At 51.6% G+C, this 21,824-nt stretch carries 19 protein-coding genes and 1 pseudogene; 12 read left to right on the top strand and 8 right to left on the bottom strand.

Annotated elements, in window-relative coordinates:
• Together thrB and thrC are read left to right on the top strand one after the other, a co-directional pair.
• Complete coding sequence (gene thrB, locus SK33_RS20015) at nucleotides 1-930, top strand: homoserine kinase (protein ID WP_048219758.1); 930 nt, start codon at nucleotides 1-3, stop codon at nucleotides 928-930.
• 3 nt (nucleotides 931-933) lie between these two features.
• The gene (gene thrC / locus SK33_RS20010; protein WP_003018980.1) at nucleotides 934-2,220 is read left to right on the top strand and encodes a threonine synthase; all 1,287 of its coding nucleotides are present in this window, start codon (nucleotides 934-936) and stop codon (nucleotides 2,218-2,220) included.
• 84 nt (nucleotides 2,221-2,304) lie between these two features.
• On the opposite strand, the gene yaaA is transcribed toward thrC, so the two are convergent.
• Together yaaA and SK33_RS20000 are read right to left on the bottom strand one after the other, a co-directional pair.
• Entirely contained in the window at nucleotides 2,305-3,078 is a 774-nt protein-coding gene (gene yaaA, locus SK33_RS20005) for a peroxide stress protein YaaA (RefSeq protein ID WP_003018978.1), read from the bottom strand.
• A gap of 77 nt (nucleotides 3,079-3,155) precedes the next feature.
• A complete protein-coding gene (locus SK33_RS20000) occupies nucleotides 3,156-4,586 on the bottom strand; it encodes an alanine/glycine:cation symporter family protein (RefSeq protein ID WP_003018976.1) in 1,431 nt (476 codons plus the stop codon).
• Nucleotides 4,587-4,860: 274 nt separating this feature from the next.
• Here SK33_RS20000 and tal point away from each other — a divergent pair, with 274 nt between their 5' ends.
• The 3 genes from tal to SK33_RS19985 all read left to right on the top strand — a co-directional run bounded on the left by tal (nucleotide 4,861) and on the right by SK33_RS19985 (nucleotide 7,944).
• Nucleotides 4,861-5,814: a transaldolase gene (tal, locus tag SK33_RS19995; RefSeq protein ID WP_003018974.1), complete on the top strand. Its 954-nt coding sequence runs from the start codon at nucleotides 4,861-4,863 to the stop codon at nucleotides 5,812-5,814.
• Nucleotides 5,815-5,924: 110 nt separating this feature from the next.
• The gene (gene mog, locus SK33_RS19990; RefSeq protein WP_048219756.1) at nucleotides 5,925-6,512 is read left to right on the top strand and encodes a molybdopterin adenylyltransferase; all 588 of its coding nucleotides are present in this window, start codon (nucleotides 5,925-5,927) and stop codon (nucleotides 6,510-6,512) included.
• Nucleotides 6,513-6,636: 124 nt separating this feature from the next.
• The gene (locus SK33_RS19985) at nucleotides 6,637-7,944 is read left to right on the top strand and encodes an MFS transporter (protein WP_048219754.1); all 1,308 of its coding nucleotides are present in this window, start codon (nucleotides 6,637-6,639) and stop codon (nucleotides 7,942-7,944) included.
• Between the two features lie 34 nt (nucleotides 7,945-7,978).
• Here the strand turns inward: SK33_RS19985 and satP are convergent, their stop codons facing one another.
• The 3 genes from satP to SK33_RS19970 all read right to left on the bottom strand — a co-directional run bounded on the left by satP (nucleotide 7,979) and on the right by SK33_RS19970 (nucleotide 9,845).
• Nucleotides 7,979-8,545 (bottom strand): acetate uptake transporter, encoded by a 567-nt coding sequence (gene satP / locus SK33_RS19980; RefSeq protein WP_048219753.1) that lies wholly within the window; start codon nucleotides 8,543-8,545, stop codon nucleotides 7,979-7,981.
• A 148-nt stretch (nucleotides 8,546-8,693) separates the two neighbouring features.
• A complete protein-coding gene (gene msyB, locus SK33_RS19975; RefSeq protein WP_048219751.1) occupies nucleotides 8,694-9,407 on the bottom strand; it encodes an acidic protein MsyB in 714 nt (237 codons plus the stop codon).
• A 33-nt stretch (nucleotides 9,408-9,440) separates the two neighbouring features.
• The gene (locus SK33_RS19970; protein WP_003018965.1) at nucleotides 9,441-9,845 is read right to left on the bottom strand and encodes a DUF2541 family protein; all 405 of its coding nucleotides are present in this window, start codon (nucleotides 9,843-9,845) and stop codon (nucleotides 9,441-9,443) included.
• Nucleotides 9,846-10,228: 383 nt separating this feature from the next.
• Here SK33_RS19970 and dnaK point away from each other — a divergent pair, with 383 nt between their 5' ends.
• The 5 genes from dnaK (at nucleotide 10,229) to nhaR (ending at nucleotide 16,311) form a co-directional block, all read left to right on the top strand.
• On the top strand, nucleotides 10,229-12,151 hold the full coding sequence (gene dnaK / locus SK33_RS19965) for a molecular chaperone DnaK (protein ID WP_048219750.1): 1,923 nt from the start codon (nucleotides 10,229-10,231) through the stop codon (nucleotides 12,149-12,151).
• 85 nt (nucleotides 12,152-12,236) lie between these two features.
• Nucleotides 12,237-13,370, top strand: coding sequence for a molecular chaperone DnaJ (dnaJ, locus tag SK33_RS19960; protein WP_003837322.1), 1,134 nt, complete (start codon nucleotides 12,237-12,239; stop codon nucleotides 13,368-13,370).
• 177 nt (nucleotides 13,371-13,547) lie between these two features.
• A complete protein-coding gene (gene tnpA, locus SK33_RS19955) occupies nucleotides 13,548-13,982 on the top strand; it encodes an IS200/IS605 family transposase (protein ID WP_041162689.1) in 435 nt (144 codons plus the stop codon).
• Nucleotides 13,983-14,206: 224 nt separating this feature from the next.
• A complete protein-coding gene (nhaA, locus tag SK33_RS19950; RefSeq protein WP_003018952.1) occupies nucleotides 14,207-15,373 on the top strand; it encodes a Na+/H+ antiporter NhaA in 1,167 nt (388 codons plus the stop codon).
• A gap of 38 nt (nucleotides 15,374-15,411) precedes the next feature.
• Nucleotides 15,412-16,311 (top strand): transcriptional activator NhaR, encoded by a 900-nt coding sequence (gene nhaR / locus SK33_RS19945; protein WP_003018949.1) that lies wholly within the window; start codon nucleotides 15,412-15,414, stop codon nucleotides 16,309-16,311.
• A gap of 49 nt (nucleotides 16,312-16,360) precedes the next feature.
• On the opposite strand, the gene SK33_RS19940 is transcribed toward nhaR, so the two are convergent.
• The 3 genes from SK33_RS19940 to rpsT all read right to left on the bottom strand — a co-directional run bounded on the left by SK33_RS19940 (nucleotide 16,361) and on the right by rpsT (nucleotide 20,541).
• A complete protein-coding gene (locus SK33_RS19940; RefSeq protein ID WP_048219748.1) occupies nucleotides 16,361-18,400 on the bottom strand; it encodes a glycoside hydrolase family 31 protein in 2,040 nt (679 codons plus the stop codon).
• Between the two features lie 40 nt (nucleotides 18,401-18,440).
• Nucleotides 18,441-19,814 (bottom strand): MFS transporter, encoded by a 1,374-nt coding sequence (locus SK33_RS19935; protein WP_048219976.1) that lies wholly within the window; start codon nucleotides 19,812-19,814, stop codon nucleotides 18,441-18,443.
• Between the two features lie 463 nt (nucleotides 19,815-20,277).
• The gene (gene rpsT / locus SK33_RS19930) at nucleotides 20,278-20,541 is read right to left on the bottom strand and encodes a 30S ribosomal protein S20 (protein WP_003018940.1); all 264 of its coding nucleotides are present in this window, start codon (nucleotides 20,539-20,541) and stop codon (nucleotides 20,278-20,280) included.
• Nucleotides 20,542-20,658: 117 nt separating this feature from the next.
• Here rpsT and SK33_RS26495 point away from each other — a divergent pair.
• Together SK33_RS26495 and ribF are read left to right on the top strand one after the other, a co-directional pair.
• Nucleotides 20,659-20,862 (top strand): annotated as a pseudogene (locus tag SK33_RS26495) (DUF2575 domain-containing protein).
• 7 nt (nucleotides 20,863-20,869) lie between these two features.
• A complete protein-coding gene (ribF, locus tag SK33_RS19925; RefSeq protein ID WP_003837336.1) occupies nucleotides 20,870-21,808 on the top strand; it encodes a bifunctional riboflavin kinase/FAD synthetase in 939 nt (312 codons plus the stop codon).
• The last annotated feature ends 16 nt before the right edge of the window (nucleotides 21,809-21,824 follow it).

Below are 21,824 nucleotides of genomic sequence, written 5' to 3'. Positions count from 1 at the left end.
ATGGTGAGAGTTTATGCCCCGGCTTCCAGTGCCAATATGAGCGTCGGGTTTGATGTGCTCGGTGCGGCGGTAACTCCGGTGGACGGTTCGCTGTTGGGCGATGTGGTGACCGTTGAGGCGGCTGATCAGTTCAGCCTGAACAACCTTGGGCGCTTTGCCAACAAGCTGCCGTCAGAGCCGCGCGAAAATATTGTCTATCAGTGTTGGGAGCGATTCTGCCAGGAGCTGGGTAAAACGGTTCCGGTGGCGATGACGCTGGAAAAAAATATGCCGATTGGCTCCGGGTTAGGCTCCAGCGCCTGTTCCGTCGTGGCGGCGTTAGTCGCTATGAACGAACACTGCGGTAAGCCGCTCAACGATACGCGCCTGTTGGCGATAATGGGCGAGCTGGAAGGGCGTATCTCCGGCAGTATTCATTACGATAACGTTGCCCCGTGCTTTTTGGGCGGCATGCAGTTAATGATCGAAGAAAACGGCATTATCAGCCAGCAGGTGCCAGGCTTTGATGAGTGGCTATGGGTACTGGCGTATCCGGGGATTAAAGTGTCGACGGCAGAAGCGCGGGCGATTCTACCTGCGCAGTATCGCCGTCAGGACTGTATCGCCCACGGGCGACATCTGGCTGGATTTATCCATGCCTGCTATTCCCGTCAGCCTGGGCTTGCCGCGAAGCTGATGAAGGACGTCATTGCTGAGCCGTATCGTACCCGCTTGCTGCCAGGCTTTAGTCAGGCGCGTCAGGCGGTAACAGAAATTGGCGCGCTGGCCAGCGGGATCTCCGGGTCAGGGCCGACGCTGTTCGCCTTGTGCGATAAGCCGGATACGGCGCAGCGCGTAGCAGATTGGCTGAGTAAAAATTACCTGCAAAATCAGGAAGGCTTTGTTCATATTTGCCGGCTGGACACGGCGGGCGCACGGGTACTGGGATAATCAATGAAACTGTATAATCTGAAAGATCATAACGAGCAGGTCAGCTTTGCGCAGGCCGTCACGCAAGGGCTTGGCAAGAATCAGGGATTGTTTTTTCCGCACGATCTACCGGAATTCAATCTGACAGAAGTGGATGAGATGCTGAACCAGGACTTCGTCAGCCGCAGCGCGAAGATCCTGTCCGCATTTATTGGTGATGAGATCCCTCAGGAAATTCTGGAAAAACGCGTGCGTGCTGCATTTGCTTTTCCGGCACCGGTTGCTCAGGTTGCCGCAGATGTCGGCTGTCTGGAACTGTTCCACGGCCCTACGCTTGCATTTAAAGACTTTGGCGGGCGCTTTATGGCGCAAATGCTGACGCACATCAGCGGCGACAAGCCGGTAACCATTCTGACGGCGACCTCAGGTGATACCGGCGCGGCGGTTGCACATGCCTTTTATGGCCTGAAAAATGTGCGCGTGGTGATCCTCTACCCGAACGGCAAGATCAGCCCATTACAGGAAAAACTGTTCTGTACGCTGGGCGGTAACATTGAAACTGTAGCGATTGATGGCGATTTTGATGCCTGCCAGGCGCTGGTGAAACAGGCGTTTGATGACGAAGAGCTGAAGGTGGCTCTGGGACTGAACTCGGCTAATTCAATTAACATCAGCCGTTTGCTGGCGCAAATCTGTTACTACTTTGAGGCTGTGGCTCAGCTACCGCAAGAGGCGCGGAATCAGCTGGTGATTTCTGTTCCCAGCGGTAACTTTGGCGATCTGACCGCCGGGCTACTGGCGAAATCACTGGGCTTGCCGGTGAAGCGTTTTATCGCGGCGACTAACGTTAACGATACGGTTCCGCGTTTCCTTGCTGAAGGTGAGTGGGCGCCGAAAGCGACTCAGGCGACGTTATCGAATGCGATGGATGTCAGCCAGCCGAACAACTGGCCGCGCGTGGAAGAACTGTTCCGCCGTAAAATCTGGCGTCTGAATGAGCTGGGTTATGCCGCCGTTGATGATGCCACGACTCAGGACACCATGCGTGAGTTACATGAGATAGGCTACACCTCAGAACCGCATGCGGCGGTGGCTTACCGTGCGCTGCGTGACCAACTGAACCCTGGCGAGTACGGCCTGTTCCTTGGTACTGCGCATCCGGCGAAGTTTAAAGAAAGCGTTGAAGAGATTCTTGATCTGACGTTGGCGTTGCCAAAAGAGCTGGCGGAACGCGCGGACTTGCCGCTGCTTTCTCATCACCTGCCTGCTGATTTTGCGCAACTGCGTAAGCTGATGATGACCCGCAGTTAACGGTGGTGCCCGCTGGCGCTTTGCTTAGCGGGCCTACAAAACCTGTAGGCCGGATAAGGCGTTAGCCGTCATCCGGCATGTAAATTATTGCTCGTGGCGTTTAAACACCAGTTCGCCGTTTCCTGACGCTTCTTCATCAAAGAAATAGCCTTCGCTGTTAAATGCGGTCAGCTGTTCCGGCTGCGTTAAGCGGTTCTCAATGATGTAGCGGCTCATCAGGCCGCGCGCTTTCTTGGCATAAAAGCTGATGACTTTGAACTTGCCGTTTTTCTCGTCGAGGAAGACTGGTTTAATCAGCTCGGCATTGAGCTTTTTCGGCTTCACGGATTTAAAATACTCATCCGAAGCGAGATTAATCACCACGCTGTCGCCTTGTGCTTCAAGTGCTTCATTAAGTTTATCGGTGATGATATCTCCCCAGAACTGGTAGAGATCTTTACCCTTCGCATTGGCCAAACGAATGCCCATCTCCAGACGATAAGGCTGCATCAAATCCAGTGGACGTAGAACGCCGTACAGTCCGGACAACATCCGTAAATGCTGCTGAGCGAAGTCGAAATCCGCCTCGCTGAAGGTTTCAGCCTGCAGCCCGGTATACACGTCGCCCTTAAATGCCAGAATGGCCTGGCGTGCATTGTCCGGCGTGAAGTCAGGCTGCCAGTCATGGAAACGCGTGGCATTCAAATCCGCCAGTTTGTCGCTAATTCCCATCAGCTTGCCAATCTGCGGCGCAGAGAGCTGGCGCGCCACATGGATAAGCTGCTGAGAGTGATCCAGCAGTTCGGGTAGCGTATGGCGTGTTGTTGCCAGCGGACTTTGGTAGTCGAGCGTTTTTGCAGGTGAAATCAGAATCAGCATATCCAGTCCTTGCAGGAAATTTACTGCGACTTTAGCAAAAAAAACGACAGATTTGATCGATGGTTGTGATTGCCGCGCTATCCGCGCGGCGTTTCATCCCAGCTTTCGGGGGCAAGCTGTTGTCTGATATCAGGATAACGGTGCGGATCGAATTCCGGGCGCACCCCGAGTTTACGCTGGCGCAGATAGTCGCTGGCGATGGTATGGACAACCGGAGAAAGCAGCAGAATCGCTGTCAGGTTAGTAATGGCCATACAAGCCATAATGATATCGGCCAACTGCCAGACCAGCGGGAAGCTGACAAACGTTCCGCCGATAATGGTGCTAATGGTAGCGATTCGCAATAGCCAGATGACGCGCATATTGTCCAGTTTCAGAAAGACGAGATTGTTCTCCGCATAGATGTAGTTGGCGACGATCGAGCTAAAGGCAAACAGAATCACAATAAAAGCCACGAATCCGGCTCCCCATTCTCCCGTCAGCGTTACCATTGCTTTTTGAAGTAACTGGATGCCTTCCATTGGCACATAGCTGGTGCCATTGCCTGCCAACAGAATAATCATCGCGCTAGCCGTACAGACCACGAGAGTGTCGCCTAATACCCCAATCATTTGCACAATGCCTTGTGCCGCAGGATGCGGTGGCCAGGAGGCGGCCGATGCGGCTGCATTCGGCGTAGATCCCATTCCGGCTTCGTTAGAAAACATGCCGCGCTGAAAACCGTTGGCAATAGCCTGGCTTAGCGTATATCCGGCCGCACCCGCCGCTGCTTCCTGCCAGCCAAAGGCGCTTTTTATAATGGTGACGATAATGTCGGGAAGCTGCCCGATATGCCACAGACAGATGATGATGCTACTTCCAACCCACAGCAGTGCCATCATCGGAACGAACCATTGCATCAGGCGTGCGACGCCTTTAATACCGCCGACGATGACCAGTAATGACACTATTGCCAGTGCGATACCGGAGAAGAGGGGAGGGATGTCAAAAGCAAAGGTCAACGCACGAGAGACCGAGTTCGCCTGAACGCTGTTAAAAATCAGTCCATAGGCAATCAGTAAAAAGATGGCAAAAAGGACGCCCATCCAGCGCATGCCCAGACCACGTGCCATATACCACGCAGGACCACCGCGGAACTGTCCTTTGCTATCGCGTTCTTTATACAGTTGGGCAAGTGAGCACTCGGCGAATGACGTTGCCATACCAATGACCGCTGAGACCCACATCCAGAAAATGGCTCCAGGGCCGCCAGCGGCGATCGCCAACGCTACGCCGGCCAGGTTCCCGCTACCGATACGCGCGGCAAGGCTGGTGCACAGAGCCTGAAAGGAAGTTAAACCGCCCGGCTGCGGGCTAATGCTGTTTTTAAGACTTGTGCCAAACTGGCGAATGTAGCGGAACTGCACGAACCCTGTACGCCAGGTGAACCAACATCCTGCGCCAAGCAGGAGGTAGATCATCACCGATCCCCAGAGTATTTCATTAATAAATGAGAAAAAATCAGGCATTAACATCCCTCTTGTTGATGCCGGTAAGCGCGAAGATTTCCGTGTAAGCGCTACCAATAATCGACCAGTATATACCTTGTCATGAGAGTGATTGCGGGAGTTTATCATAACAATCGTTATATCCCGCAATTGCGCATCACAGGCTTTGAGATGCGTAATCAGGGCTGAGCAGCGGGTCGGACAATCCAGGCGGTTGCGCTGAGAGTGCGTCGTGCTATCATCAGGGAAGATCGGTTACATCCCCCTAACAAGCTGTTTAAAGAGAATCGCTATCATGACGGACAAATTGACCTCCCTTCGTCAGTTCACCACAGTAGTGGCCGACACCGGAGACATCGCGGCAATGAAGCTGTATCAGCCTCAGGATGCCACAACTAACCCTTCTCTCATTCTTAACGCAGCGCAGATCCCAGAATACCGCAAGCTGATTGATGACGCTGTAGCCTGGGCTAAGCAGCAGAGCAACGACCGCGCACAGCAGATCGTCGACGCGACCGACAAACTGGCAGTAAATATCGGTCTGGAGATCCTGAAACTGGTCCCGGGTCGTATCTCTACTGAAGTTGACGCTCGTCTGTCTTACGACACCGACGCGTCCATCGCGAAAGCAAAACGTCTGATCAAGATGTACAACGACGCTGGCATCAGCAACGATCGCATTCTGATTAAACTGGCTTCAACCTGGCAGGGCATCCGTGCCGCTGAGCAGCTGGAAAAAGAAGGCATCAACTGTAACCTGACTCTGCTGTTCTCCTTCGCGCAGGCACGTGCATGTGCAGAAGCTGGCGTATACCTGATTTCTCCGTTCGTTGGTCGTATTCTTGACTGGTACAAAGCCAACACCGACAAGAAAGAGTATGCACCGGCAGAAGATCCGGGTGTGGTTTCCGTAACGGAAATCTACGAGTACTACAAACAGCACGGTTACGAAACCGTGGTGATGGGTGCGAGCTTCCGTAACATCGGCGAAATCATTGAGCTGGCAGGCTGCGATCGTCTGACGATTGCTCCGGCACTGCTGAAAGAGCTGGCGGAAAGCGAAGGCGCTATCGAACGTAAACTGTCCTTCTCCGGCGAAGTGAAAGCGCGTCCTGCACGCATCACCGAAGCTGAGTTCCTGTGGCAGCACAACCAGGATCCGATGGCTGTAGATAAACTGGCGGACGGTATCCGTAAGTTTGCTGTAGACCAGGGTAAACTGGAAAAAATGATCGGCGATCTGCTGTAATCATTTAAGCGTGGCCCTGATATGGGTCACGCTACCTCTTCTGAAACCTGTCTGTCCTTCCTTTCGCAGTGTATCATTCTGTTTAACGAGACTGTTTAAACGGAATAATCATGAATACTTTACGCATTGGCCTGGTTTCCATTTCTGACCGTGCTTCCAGCGGCGTTTACCAGGATAAAGGTATCCCGGCCCTTGAAGAGTGGCTGGCATCTGCCCTTACCACCCCTTTTGAGCTGCAAACGCGACTGATCCCGGATGAACAGGCGATCATCGAACAGACCTTATGCGAGCTGGTGGATGAAATGAGCTGTCATCTGGTGCTGACTACCGGCGGAACGGGTCCGGCACGTCGCGACGTGACCCCCGATGCTACGCTTGCCGTCGCTGACCGCCAGATGCCAGGCTTTGGCGAACAGATGCGCCAGATAAGTCTGCACTTTGTGCCAACGGCTATTCTCTCCCGCCAGGTCGGTGTGATTCGCAAACAGGCGTTGATCCTGAATCTGCCTGGGCAGCCGAAATCGATCAAAGAAACGCTGGAAGGCGTGAAAGATGCCGACGGTAAGGTTATCGTACCAGGTATTTTTGCAAGTGTACCGTATTGTATACAGTTGCTGGATGGGCCGTATGTGGAAACCGCACCGGCTATTGTAGCATCTTTTCGTCCTAAAAGCGCAATTCGCGACACAAACGCCTGAAAGTAGCCCGATCGTGACATAAGTGCCAATCACAGTGGAGTATTGAATTGTTTACGATATAGTAATTTTTGCTTTACATGTATCGACAGACAGATTCAATAACTCCACTGACTGATGGTTTGCTATGTCACAACACACTCGATCGCTGAATCGCCAGGATTATAAAACTCTTACGCTTGCTGCCCTCGGCGGCGCGCTTGAGTTTTATGATTTCATTATCTTCGTCTTCTTTGCCGCTGTTGTTGGTGAACTCTTCTTTCCAGCAGACATTCCTGAGTGGCTACGTCAGGTGCAAACCTTCGGCATTTTTGCCGCCGGATATCTGGCGCGTCCGCTGGGTGGCATCATCATGGCGCACTTTGGCGATCTGGTCGGGCGTAAGAAAATGTTCACCCTGAGCATTTTGCTGATGGCGATACCGACGCTGGCGATTGGTCTTTTGCCTACCTACGCCTCAATGGGGATCCTCGCACCGTTGTTGTTACTGCTGATGCGCATTTTGCAAGGCGCTGCCATCGGCGGAGAAGTGCCGGGCGCGTGGGTGTTCGTGGCGGAGCATGTACCGGAGCGCCGCATCGGCATTGCCTGTGGCACGCTGACCGCCGGGCTGACGGTGGGGATTCTGTTGGGATCGGTGGTTGCGACGCTGGTGAATACCAATCTGACGCAACAGGCGGTGCATGACTACGGCTGGCGTATCCCGTTCCTGTTGGGGGGCGTTTTTGGGCTGGTGGCGATGTACCTGCGTCGCTGGTTGCAGGAAACGCCCATCTTCCTAGAAATGCAGCAGCGTAAAGCACTTGCGCAAGAGCTACCGGTGAAGTCGGTGGTGAGTAAGCATAAAAAAGCGGTGGTTATTTCAATGCTGCTGACCTGGTTGTTATCGGCAGGGATTGTGGTGGTGATCCTGATGTCACCAGTCTGGTTGCAGAAGCAGTATGGCTTTGCACCCGCGCTAACGCTACAGGCCAACAGTGTCGCTACCATTATGCTGTGCGTCGGCTGTCTGCTGGCCGGATTTATTGTCGACCGGGTCGGCGCCAGCAAAACCTTTATTGTCGGCAGCCTGCTGCTGGCCTGTTCGAGCTGGTTTTTCTATCACCTGACCGGCAGCCATCCTCAGCACTTGTTCCTGTTATACGGGCTGGTGGGATTATGCGTTGGCGTGGTCGGCGCAGTGCCTTATGTAATGGTGCGGGCGTTTCCGGCGGAAGTCCGTTTTACCGGTATTTCCTTTTCCTATAACGTCTCATATGCCATTTTTGGTGGTCTGACGCCAATTGCCGTGACGATGTTAATGGGCGTGTCGCCAATGGCTCCGGCCTGGTATGTGCTGGCGTTATCGCTGGTGGGGTTAGGTCTGGGGATTTGGCTGCGACAGGATATTTATCATCGCGATACGAGCGTACAGGGAGAGTTACAGCGTTTGTAAGGAATATCCCCCCTTCAGGGGGGATATTGTCAGATTAGTGCGCTTCACCAATCGGCAGGATGGTACGGCCAAACTGTTCGTTCAGCACTTCACCCATCGCCAGGTAAATGGCGCTTGCACCACACACTAAGCCAACCCAACCCGCAACGTGAATGATTGCTTCGTTACCTGCAATGTTGCCAACGGCCAGCAGGGCGAACAGCACTGTCAGGCTCAGGAACACGAACTGCAGCATGCGCGCGGCTTTCAGCGTACCGAAGAACATGAACAGAGTGAACACGCCCCACAGACCCAGGTAAGCGCCCAGGAACTTACCATTGGTTGCATCCGCGAGGCCCATTTTCGGCATCAGCAGAATCGCAACCAGCGTCAGCCAGAACGAACCGTAGGAGGTAAAGGCGGTTAAACCGAAGGTGTTGCCTTTTTTATATTCCAGAAGACCGGCAAAAATTTGCGCGATACCGCCGTAGAAAATGCCCATCGCCAGAATAATAACGTCTAAAGCGAAGAAACCCGCGTTATGTAGGTTAAGCAGAATGGTGGTCATGCCAAAGCCCATCAGGCCCAGCGGTGCCGGATTAGCCAACTTAGTGTTGCCCATAATTCCTCAAAATCATCATTGATTGAATGGTGAAATAGTTTCCCCGAATAACGATCGCTGTCTTCGGGGCGCGGCATAATAATCAGGGGAGAGGGCACTGTCTATGATCTAACGAAGGGAAAACGAATTATTTTCCCTGTGATGGGCATCACGCTTGTGTGTGGTTGAGCATTCTGCGCAGGCAGGCAATGTGGAGTACAGCCGGGATCGTCACCCGATAAGCGCTGCCGCTCACCGCTTTAACCCCGTTTAAAGCCGCACCTACCGGGCCGCCAAGTCCGGCTCCGCGCAGTAATCCGTGCCCGATTACGCTGACGGCGGCGTGGGTTCGCAGAATTTTGGTTAACTGGCCGGAGAGCAGGTGAGAGACGCCTTTTGCCAGATGACGATCCTTCAATAATAACGGTAGCAGTTCTTCCAGTTCAGAAACTTTTGCATCGACAGCCTGCAGAAATTCCTGCTTTTGTCCGGCATCCATTTTTTGCCAGGCGTTGCGTAAAAAGTGCTCCAGCAGAGACTGTTCAATTTCGAACGTGGACATCTCTTTATTAGCTTTAATCTTCAGACGCTTCGAAACGTCCAGCAAAATCGCCCGATACAGTTTTCCATGTCCACGGAGTTTATTGGCAATGCTGTCGCCCCCATAATGCTGCAGTTCGCCAGCAATCAGTTGCCAGTTGCGACGGTGCTGTTCCGGATGTCCTTCCATCGATTTAAATAAATCGTTGTGGTTGAGAACGCTCGACAGACGGGCTTTCCCCTTTTCATTATGTGTAAGCAGACGGGCAATATTGGCGAGCTGCTCCTCGCTGCAATGCTGAAGAAAATCGAGATCGTCGTCATTCAAATAGGTGACATTCATGTTTCTATGGCTTTTGAATAAAAGTATGGGGAATTAGTCGTCGCCGATGATTTTCAGCGTCGCCATATCAGAAGAGTTCACCGTATGGCCGGAGAAGGTAATTTTTTTCACGCAGCGCTTATTGTCGTTGTCGCTATTAATGTTGATCCAATTGGTCGTTTGCCCTTCTTTGATGGAGGAAGGCACGTTCAGACTCTGGCTGGACATGCGGGCAGCTTTGAAATAAACCGATGCACCACTGAGCTGTAAATCACCATGATCGGCCGTAAGTTGAATGCGTTTCACCACGCGGCAAACGGGAAGTTTCAGCGTCAGATCGTTGGTTTCATTACGGGGCATGGCGATCACGCCGAGGACTTTATGATCGTTAGCGTGTGCGGCGCTGCTCAGCAGTAGGCCCATAAGCAGGCTGGCGGAAAGGGTTAATACGGATTTCATGAAATTTCTCTTTGACGGCTGTAAAAGTGTGTCGTTTCAGACCATCTTACCGCTGTCAGAATCATGATTCATGCTTGTAATCTTTTCTTTTTATTACAATTTTTATGTGAATGGCTGTGCTGAATTTATCTGTTTTATGAATTAATTTTGATTTGAGACTATTCATTTTTTAATCTTTTAGCCTTTTTTCTGCGATTTTATTGCCACAAGGCTAAAAAAAATTTTCATGCCCCCCTTGATGACGTGGGTTACGACCCCATCTTGTAAGCAACCGCAGTGGTGAGTCTGAAAAAAAACGATTCAGGGTAGTTGAAACCGCACGTTTCGCCCTTATTACAGATTCACAACCACATGATGACCGAATTTTTAGTGGAGACGTTTAGATGGGTAAAATTATTGGTATCGACCTGGGTACTACCAACTCTTGTGTAGCGATTATGGATGGCACTACTGCACGTGTGCTGGAGAACGCCGAGGGCGATCGCACCACGCCTTCTATCATTGCTTATACCCAGGATGGTGAAACTCTGGTTGGTCAGCCGGCTAAACGTCAGGCAGTGACAAACCCGCAAAACACCCTGTTTGCGATTAAACGCCTGATTGGCCGCCGCTTCCAGGACGAAGAAGTACAGCGTGATGAAGCCATCATGCCGTACAAAATCATCGGTGCTGACAACGGTGATGCATGGATTGACGTAAAAGGTCAGAAACTGGCACCGCCGCAGATTTCTGCTGAAGTGCTGAAAAAAATGAAGAAAACGGCTGAAGATTACCTGGGTGAGCCGGTAACTGAAGCAGTTATCACCGTACCTGCATACTTTAACGATGCTCAGCGTCAGGCAACTAAAGACGCCGGTCGTATCGCAGGTCTGGAAGTAAAACGTATCATCAACGAACCAACCGCAGCTGCGCTGGCTTACGGTCTGGATAAAGAAGTCGGCAACCGTACTATCGCGGTATATGACCTCGGTGGTGGTACTTTCGATATCTCTATTATCGAAATCGACGAAGTTGACGGCGAAAAAACCTTCGAAGTTCTGGCAACCAACGGTGATACCCACCTGGGTGGTGAAGACTTCGACAGCCGTATGATCAACTACCTGGTTGACGAGTTTAAGAAAGATCAGGGTATCGACCTGCGTAATGACCCGCTGGCGATGCAGCGTCTGAAAGAAGCCGCTGAGAAAGCGAAGATCGAGCTGTCTTCCGCTCAGCAGACCGACGTGAACCTGCCGTACATCACTGCAGACGCGACCGGTCCGAAACACATGAACATCAAAGTGACCCGTGCGAAACTGGAAAGCCTGGTTGAAGACCTGGTTAACCGTTCTATCGAGCCGCTGAAAGTTGCTCTGCAGGATGCTGGCCTGTCCGTATCTGATATCAACGACGTTATCCTCGTTGGTGGTCAGACGCGTATGCCGATGGTGCAGAAGAAAGTTGCTGAGTTCTTCGGTAAAGAACCGCGTAAAGACGTTAACCCGGACGAAGCCGTAGCAATCGGTGCTGCTGTTCAGGGTGGTGTATTGACCGGTGATGTTAAAGACGTGCTGCTGCTGGACGTTACCCCGCTGTCTCTGGGTATCGAAACTATGGGTGGCGTAATGACTCCGCTGATCGCGAAAAACACCACTATCCCGACCAAGCACAGCCAGGTGTTCTCTACCGCTGAAGACAACCAGTCTGCGGTAACCATCCATGTGCTGCAGGGTGAACGTAAACGTGCTGCTGATAACAAAGATCTGGGTCAGTTTAACCTGGATGGCATCAGCCCGGCTCCGCGCGGTATGCCGCAGATCGAAGTTACTTTTGACATCGATGCCGACGGTATCCTGCACGTTTCCGCGAAAGACAAAAACAGCGGTAAAGAGCAGAAGATCACTATCAAGGCTTCTTCTGGTCTGAACGAAGAAGAAATTCAGAAAATGGTTCGCGAAGCAGAAGCGAACGCAGAATCTGACCGTAAGTTTGAAGAGCTGGTTCAGACCCGTAACCAGGGTGACCATCTGCTGCACAGCACTCGCAAGCAGGTTGAAGAAGCAGGCGACAAACTGCCGGCTGACGACAAAACTGCCATCGAGTCTGCACTGACCGCGCTGGAAACTTCTCTGAAAGGTGAAGATAAAGCGGATATCGAAGCGAAAATGCAGGCGCTGGCACAGGTTTCCCAGAAACTGATGGAAATCGCTCAGCAGCAGCACGCACAGCAACAGTCTGGTGCAGCAGGCGCTGATGCTTCTGCAAATAACGCGAAAGATGACGACGTTGTCGACGCCGAGTTTGAAGAAGTGAAAGACAAAAAATAATCGCCCTTTGAACGGGTAATTACTGGCACGGGCGAAGAGGTTTCCTCTCCGCCCGTGCACGCATGTTAGGGGCAGATAAAAAGAGATGGCTAAGCAAGACTATTACGAGATTTTAGGCGTTTCCAAATCAGCGGAAGAGCGTGAAATCAAAAAGGCCTACAAGCGCCTGGCCATGAAATATCACCCGGACCGCAACCAGGGTGATAAAGAGGCCGAAGCCAAGTTTAAAGAGATCAAAGAAGCGTACGAGATCCTGACCGATGCGCAAAAACGTGCGGCCTACGATCAGTACGGTCATGCTGCGTTTGAGCAAGGCGGCATGGGCGGCGGCGGCGGTTTTGGCGGCGGGGCTGACTTCAGCGATATCTTTGGTGACGTGTTTGGCGATATCTTTGGCGGCGGTCGTGGTCGTCAGCGCGCCTCACGTGGTGCTGATTTACGTTACAACATGGATCTCACTCTGGAAGAAGCCGTGCGTGGCGTCACCAAAGAGATCCGTATTCCGACTCTGGAAGAGTGTGACGTCTGCCACGGTAGCGGCGCGAAGGCGGGCACTCAGCCGCAGACCTGTCCAACCTGTCACGGTTCTGGTCAGGTACAGATGCGTCAGGGCTTTTTTGCCGTACAGCAGACCTGTCCACACTGTCAGGGCCGCGGTACGCTGATCAAAGATCCGTGCAACAAATGCCACGGGCATGGTCGCGTTGAGAAGAGCAAAACGCTGTCTGTTAAAATCCCGGCAGGGGTTGATACCGGCGACCGTATCCGTTTGTCTGGTGAAGGCGAAGCCGGTGAGCATGGCGCGCCAGCAGGTGATTTGTACGTTCAGGTGCAGGTAAAACAACACCCAATTTTCGAACGTGAAGGCAATAACCTCTACTGCGAAGTGCCGATTAACTTTGCGATGGCTGCTCTGGGCGGCGAGATTGAAGTCCCGACGCTGGACGGTCGCGTGAAGCTAAAAATTCCGGGCGAAACGCAAACTGGCAAACTTTTCCGCATGCGTGGAAAGGGCGTCAAGTCTGTACGCGGTGGCGCTCAGGGAGACCTGCTTTGCCGCGTGGTAGTGGAAACCCCGGTTGGCCTGAATGACAAGCAGAAGCAACTGCTGAAAGATTTGCAGGACAGTTTTGGCGGCCCGACGGGTGAACAAAACAGTCCGCGCTCCAAAAGTTTCTTCGACGGTGTGAAGAAGTTCTTTGACGATCTGACTCGCTAATTCGCCGTTTTATCTCGAATAAAAAGCCTGGGACTGAAAAGCCTCAGGCTTTTTTATTGTCACCCCTAAACCACCTCCTAGGGAGGTGGTGATTGATCCTGTAAGGCTATAGCCTGAAGAATGCCCATGCCGGAATATCTCTGCTTACTCACCACAAGTAAAAGGAGACAAACCAACATGGGGCTTTACAGGAGTTCATCACATGTATATTGGCGTTGCAAATACCACATAGTCTGGACACCAAAATATCGATTCAGGATCCTCAAAGACAAGCTGGGCAAGGAGCTTTACAGGACAATCTACATTCTCTGCGGAATCAAGGATTGTGAAGTTCTGGAGTTAAATGTCCAGCCAGATCATGTACATCTAGTCGTCATCGTCCCACCTAAAATCTCAATATCAACGCTAATGGGCCATTTGAAAGGTCGCAGTGCCATCAGGCTCTACAATCGTTTTCCACACATCAGGAAGAAGCTCTGGGGAAACCATTTTTGGTCGCGTGGTTACTTTGTAGATACGGTAGGAGTGAACGAGGAAATTATCAGAAGATATGTGCGGCATCAGGAGAAAACGGAACAAACACATGAACAACAGATGGAATTGCTAGAGTAGTAAGCGAAAGGTGAAAGTAGCCCCCCTTACAGGGGGCATTTTCAAAAGCCACCTTCTAAGAAGGTGGTCTTTTACTTCTGTTTTCCGCTCGGAAAATCTTTATCGACTTTATCTGAATAGGTCGTAAAAACCGATCTATCAATCACAAATAATCTAATTTTAACGAGCTTTTTGAGGGTGTAAGATAGTATTTACGAAGTATTCACCCAATAGAGAGAATAAAAGTGAAACATCTGCATCGTTTTTTTAGTAGTGACGCCTCGGGGGGCATCATTCTGATCATCGCTGCCGTGGTCGCTATGCTGATGGCAAACATCGGGGTAACCAGTGGATGGTACCACGCCTTTTTGGAAACGCCCGTTCAACTGCGGGTTGGCGCACTTGAGATCAACAAAAATATGCTGCTGTGGATCAACGACGCGTTGATGGCGGTGTTCTTCCTGTTGATTGGTCTGGAGGTGAAGCGCGAGTTGATGCAAGGCTCGCTGGCCAGCCTGCGTCAGGCAGCGTTTCCGATCATTGCCGCTATCGGGGGGATGATTGTCCCGGCGCTGCTGTACCTGGCATTCAACTATGCCGATCCCATCACCCGTGAAGGGTGGGCGATCCCGGCGGCAACGGATATCGCTTTTGCATTAGGCGTGCTGGCGCTGTTGGGCAGCCGTGTACCGCTGGCGTTGAAAATATTCCTGATGGCGCTGGCGATTATCGATGACCTCGGTGCTATCGTAATTATCGCGCTGTTCTATACCAGCGATCTCTCGCTGTTGTCGCTGGGGGTTGCCGCGTGCGCGATCCTCGTTCTGGCGGCATTGAATCTGTGCGGAGTGAGACGTACCGGGATTTATATTCTGGTTGGCGTGGTGCTGTGGACTGCCGTACTGAAGTCGGGCGTGCATGCAACTTTGGCGGGTGTGATCGTCGGTTTCTTTATTCCGTTGAAGGAAAAACACGGGCGTTCACCGGCGAAGCGACTGGAGCATGTTCTGCATCCATGGGTGGCATACCTGATCCTGCCACTGTTTGCCTTCGCCAACGCGGGCGTTTCACTGCAGGGCGTCACTATTGATGGACTGACCTCGGTATTACCGCTGGGGATCATTGCTGGTTTGTTGATCGGTAAACCGTTGGGTATCAGTCTGTTTTGCTGGCTGGCGTTACGCCTCAAGGTGGCGCAATTGCCAGAGGGAACGAATTTCCAGCAGATTATGGCGGTCGGCATTCTGTGCGGCATTGGCTTTACGATGTCGATTTTCATCGCCAGCCTAGCGTTTGGGAACGTCGATCCTGAGCTGATTAACTGGGCGAAACTGGGGATCCTGATTGGCTCCTTACTGTCGGCGGTAATTGGTTACTGCTGGTTACGCACCCGGTTGAACGCGTCAGCCTGACGGGATAGCCCTATCGTGACAATTTTCAGGGAGAGAGTATGTCTCATATAAACTACAACCACCTGTACTACTTTTGGCATGTCTATAAAGAAGGTTCGGTGGTTGGCGCAGCAGAAGCGCTTTATCTGACACCGCAGACCATTACCGGGCAGATTAAAGCGCTTGAGGAACGCTTGCAGGGAAAGCTGTTCAAGCGCAAGGGGCGTGGGCTGGAGCCCAGTGAGTTAGGCGAATTGGTTTTTCGTTATGCGGATAAGATGTTCACCTTAAGCCAGGAAATGCTGGATATCGTGAACTACCGCAAAGAGTCTAATTTACTGTTTGATGTCGGCGTGGCGGATGCGCTATCGAAGCAACTGGTCAGTAGCGTGCTGGATGCCGCTGTGGTTGAAGATGAACAAATCCATCTGCGTTGTTTTGAGTCAACACACGAGATGCTGTTGGATCAACTCAGCCAGCATAAGCTGGATATGATTATCTCCGATTGTCCGATCGATTCTACACAGCAGGAAGGGCTGTTCTCGGTGCGGATAGGCGAATGCAGCGTGAGTTTTTGGTGTACCAAGCCGCTGCCTGAAAAACCCTTCCCGGCCTGCCTTGAGGAGCGTCGATTACTGATTCCTGGACGTCGTTCAATGCTCGGTCGTAAGCTGCTGAATTGGATCAACTCACAAGGATTGAATGTCGAAATCCTCGGCGAGTTTGATGATGCTGCGCTGATGAAAGCGTTTGGCGCAACGCATAATGCCATTTTCGTTGCGCCTACGCTGTATTCACACAATTTCTATGCCGATGATTCTATTGTTGAAATTGGACGCGTAGAGAATGTGATGGAGGAGTATCACGCCATATTTGCGGAAAGGATGATCCAGCATCCGGCGGTGCAGCGTATTTGCAATGCGGACTACTCAGCACTGTTCAAGTCGCCACAGGTCTAAACGCCTTCATGTTGCCGGCTGCGGTGTACTAACCGCAGCCGGACTTTGACTACAGTTTCAACATATTACGATACTGCCCGCCTTCGCGGATAAATACCGGAATTCTGTTCAGGGGAGCGTCATAGCATAGCGTTTGTCCTCCCTGATAGCTCTCGCCGGTTGCAAGATCCGTCCATGTTTCCCCTTCCGGTAGCCAAACGTCACGCTCGCGCATGCCTTCATGCATCACCGGAGCAATCAGCAGATCGGGACCAAAACAGTACTGATCGGCGATCTCCCAGCTTTTTGTCTGCTCAGGAAATTCAAAAAACAGGGTGCGCATAACCGGGGCATTGCGTTCGTGTGTTTCCGCCATCACCGCTTTGATGTACGGCCTTAACTTTTCTCGCAACGTCAGACAGCCAGTCAACACTTCGCACACCTCTTCACCATAGCTCCACACTTCGTTTGCCGCACCGGTCGGACACTGGGCAATACCATCACGGTAAGGATGTTCTGGTAAAATCTGCGGATCGCGGTTGCCGTGCAGGCGCATCACTGGGCTAAACACGCCCCACTGGAACCAGCGAATCAGCAACTCATGAAAGTGTGGGTCGTGAATATTGCCGCCATGAAAGCCGCCAATATCTGTTGTCCACCACGGGATACCTGCAATCCCCATGTTCATCCCGGCGGCAAACTGATTGCGCAGAGAACGAAACGATGAGTGGATATCACCTGACCAGACCAGCGCGCCGTATTTCTGACTTCCGGCCCAGGCGCAGCGCAGCAGGTTGATCACCTGGTCTTCGCCATCGGCTTTCATGCCGTCAAAAAAGGTTTTGGCATACATTCGCGGGTAGATATTGCCCACTTCCAGCACCGGTCCGGCGTGGTAGCGATAATTATCGTAGTCGTAAACGCTGAACTCCGGCTCGGCTTCGTCTAGCCAGAAGAGCTTCACGCCTTTATCGTAATAGTTGCGTTTTGCTTTACCCCAGACGTAGTCGCGAGCGTCGGGATGGGTAGCATCAAAGAAAGTGGTATTGCCGAGGAAATCCATATTAATCGGCAATCCGCGCTCTGTTTGCACCAGCCAGCCGTTTTCACGCATCTCCCGATAGCTTTCGGTGCGGTTGTCTACCGTTGGCCACACGGATACCATCAGTTCGATACCCAGTGATTTCAGTTCGGCGATCATGGCATCGGGATCGGGCCAGTCCCGCGAGTCGAACATCCAGTCCCCCTGATTTGGCCAGTGGAAGAAATCGATCACGATTACCGAGATGGGGAGATTGCGCCGTTTGTACTCGCGGGCGACGGCGAGCAACTCCTCCTGAGTGCGATAACGTAACTTGCACTGCCAGAAGCCCATGGCGTAATCCGGCATCATTGGTGGCGTGCCCGTGGCGAGCGCATACGCCCGGCTAATTTCTGCCGGGGTATCGCCAGCGGTGATCCAGTAGTCCAGCTGCTCGCTGATTTGAGCTTCCCACTCGGTCACGTTGTGGGCGAACGTCACGCGGCCGACCGCAGGGTTATTCCATAAAAATCCGTAGCCCAGGCTTGAGAGCATAAAGGGCACCGAGGCCTGAGAGTTGCGCTGGGCCAGTTCGAGCACGCATCCTTTGAGATCCAGATTGGTCTGCTGATATTGGCCCATACCGTAAATTTTTTCCCCTTCGGTGGCTTCGAAGCGGGCTTTAAGTGAATATTTCCCACCCTGAATAGGGCGGAATTCGCGTCCCTCAAGGTTGAGTGCGCTGACGTACTGGCCGTGAGAAGATTCATCCTCGCCAATTTCGCCCCGCAGGCGCCAGAACTCCTGCAACAGGGGTTTGTGTGGATGACGGTAAAAGGTAACTTGTCCTTTTTGATTGACGATAGCGATAATTTTGCCGTTGGTCAGTGTCGCCTGGTGGTGCTCATAATCGATGTGGCAGTGGCTTTCTGCGACTGGCTCAGTCAATGCCCAGTCTTCATTTCTCATTACCGGCAGATGACGACCACTGCGTACGCGCAGGCTGTTCTCGCCCCAGGGTTCAATCCACAAATAGCGATCGTTTTGCTGCCAGACCAGACGACGCGGGTCATGTTGCACAAATGGCATGGTGGTGCCTCCCATATTTTGAGGGTAAAGATTAAGAAAGTTATTGGGTGATGGTTTCCAGATCGTGGCGAATCGTCTCTTCCATTGCTTCGTACTTACGGAAGAAAAGTAGCGGGATCGCCGCGAGTGCGAAGAGTAGGGCGGGCGCCCAGATAAAAGCCCAGGTAATGCCTTCCAGGCCCGCAGCGCTTTGGGCATGGTTCGGGACATAGCCAAAACTGTTCATGATCCAGGCGGCGAAAGCGGTACCCAGACCACTGCCCATCTTGATGCAGAAAGTACTGCCGAAGGCGATAAGAATGCCCGTGGCCTTAATGCCCGTTTTCCAGGCACCGAAGTCGACGGCAAAGCCCAACATGGCAAACGGCATTGAGCAGGCGATTCCGCTACCGATATTGCCGAGCACCCAGGCCGCGATGAGGAAAGGTATGTTGTCCGCCGCCAGCCACATCAAGACGCCGCCGAACGTGGCGATCAGCAAGCCACCTACCCATATCCAGGTTTTAGCCAGGAATTTGCTAAAGAAAGGGATGGCGATGATGAACAGGATCTGAATCGTCGCCAGACTGTTAATCAGCGGAACCAGGTCTTTGCGATCGAGGTTGTAGGTCAGATAATAAACAATGGTTGTGGACCGCTGTTGCAGGGCAATCCAGAAGATCAGATTGGCCAGCACCATCAGGATCCATGGCCAGTTACCTTTCATTGCCGTGAAACTTTTTTTCATCGGCAGTTTGGGTTCTTGCTGTATTTTATCCGCATCCATTTCGCGGATATTTTTAAAGGCGAAAAGCGTTAGCGAACAGGATATTGCAGCAAACAGAATCGCCGTGTAAATAAATCCGGCATGATCATTTCCGTTACCTAAAAATGCAACCAGGGGTAATGCTGTGGCATTCATTAATAAAACCCCAATTTGTCCCCCGGTCATTCTCCAGGAATTTAATACTAGCCGTTCCTTAGGGGACAGAGTCATTAGAGGTAATATTGCGCTGAGCGGTGTATTGAGTCCGGTAAATAAAATGCTGGCAATCATGTAGGATATTGCTGCATATATGGCTTTTCCTATCATGCTGATATCTGGAGACCAAAATGACAGCGCGCTGAATACACCAAAAGGCAGCGGTAGCCATAAGAACCAGGGACGACATTTACCATAACGTGAACGTGTTTTATCGATAATGATCCCCCAGATTGGGGCATCTATACCATCTACGATACGCGCCAACAGCAGGATGACACCTGCTACGGCGAGACTAATACCCGCAACGTCAGTGTAGAAATATAAGATGTAGGTTGAGCCGAAACAGTACAGTAGATTACCTGCCACATCCAAAGAGCCGTAGCTAATACGCTGTAGTAAAGATAATGATGCTGACCCGCAAGACTGGGTATCCTCAATAACAGAACTCATAATAATAACTCCGATATTGGTGCGATACGCCCAGAAAAACAACTTTTACTTTCCAAGCAAGTTTTAAATATTATTTTTTATGTCGTTACTGAATTTAACCTCAGATTAAAATGAGTGAGTAAGGTGTACATGGAAAGTAGTTGACCCTACCGCAGCAATCAATTATCAAATCTTACATCAGGATTGCGTTTATTCGTTTTTGAATGAGAGATGTTTCTATTTGCTAAGGTGGTCACAGTTTTTTTAATAATGAAATAAAAAAAGGAAAACAGTGAAAGAAAATAACTTTCAAGTATTACGCGACGCGACTAACTAAGGGAGGGATAGCTGAAAAAACAGGCTGGTCAGGAAGAGCGTGGGCGAGTGAGAACAACATCAGTGGTTGAAGAGAAAAACGCCAGATAGCAAGCATAAAAAAACCCGCTTTCGCGGGTTTTTTCACAAAGCGTCAACAAGCAGGCGATTAAGCCAGTTTGTTGATCTGTGCAGTCAGGTTTGCTTTATGACGTGCAGCTTTGTTTTTGTGGATCAGACCTTTAGCAGCCTGACGGTCCACGATTGGTTGCATTTCGTTAAATGCTTTCAGTGCAGTAGCTTTGTCGCCAGCTTCGATAGCTGCGTATACTTTCTTGATGAAAGTACGCATCATAGAGCGACGGCTAGCGTTGTGCTTGCGGGCCTTTTCAGACTGAACGGCGCGCTTCTTAGCTGATTTGATATTAGCCAAGGTCCAACTCCCAAATGTGTTCTATATGGACAATTCAAAGGCCGAGGAATATGCCCTTTTAGCCTTCTTTTGTCAATGGATTTGTGCAAATAAGCGCCGTTTAAATTCCAGCACTCGTTGCGTAGTGATGGCGCAGGATTCTACCAGCTTGCGTGGCGTGAATACAGCTTTTCGACGAGAAAAATTGCATTGGTGTACCCGTGAAGGGCGTCAATTTGTTTCATAACAATGAAAACCATCCTCTTTCTGTTTCGTAGAAACAATCGCCGGTTAACCTTGACCGCGGTACAGGGTATACTTTCACGATTTTCACTGTTTTGAGCCAGACATGAAGCTGATACGAGGCATACATAATCTCAGCCAGGCCCCGCATGGGTGTGTGCTGACTATTGGTAATTTCGACGGTGTGCACCGTGGCCACCGTGCGTTGCTGCAAGGCTTACGGGAAGAAGGGCGCAAACGCAATTTACCGGTGGTGGTAATGATTTTCGAGCCACAACCGCTGGAACTGTTTGCGACGGACAAGTCACCTGCGCGCCTTACCCGCCTGCGGGAAAAACTGCGTTATCTGGCCGAATGCGGTGTGGACTACGTGCTGTGTGTGCGTTTTGACAGGCGTTTCGCCGCATTAACGGCGCAGACCTTCATCAGCGACCTGCTGGTGAAGCGCCTTGGTGTACAATTTCTTGCCGTTGGCGATGATTTCCGCTTTGGCGCTAGCCGTGCGGGCGATTTCTTGTTATTACAGGAAGCGGGCGCTGAGTATGGTTTTGATATCACCAGCACCCAAACCTTCTGTGAAGGCGGTGTGCGTATCAGCAGCACCGCAGTACGTCAGGCGCTGGCCGAAGATAACCTGCAACTGGCCGAAAGCCTGCTTGGGCATCCTTTTACTATCTCAGGACGCGTCGTTCACGGTGATGAGTTAGGGCGCACCATCGGTTTTCCGACGGCAAACTTACCGCTTCGTCGTCAGGTTTCTCCGGTGAAAGGTGTTTATGCGGTTGAAGTGATGGGACTGGGTGACAAACCGTTGCCCGGCGTCGCCAACATCGGCACCCGCCCGACGGTAGCAGGCGTACGCCAGCAGTTGGAAGTGCATCTATTGGACGTTGTAATGGACCTGTATGGTCGCCATATAGATGTAGTACTGCGTAAAAAAATACGCAGCGAACAGCGATTTGCCTCGCTGGATGAACTAAAAGCGCAGATTGCGCGTGATGAGTTGACTGCCCGTGAATTTTTTGGGCTAACAAAACCGGCTTAATGCCTATACGAGTTTT

The organism is Citrobacter sp. MGH103 (assembly GCF_001034475.2).
GTDB classification, from domain to species: domain Bacteria; phylum Pseudomonadota; class Gammaproteobacteria; order Enterobacterales; family Enterobacteriaceae; genus Citrobacter; species Citrobacter freundii.
Note: the sequence above shows the minus strand (reverse complement) of the source record. Positions and strands in the feature narration are given on the sequence as shown.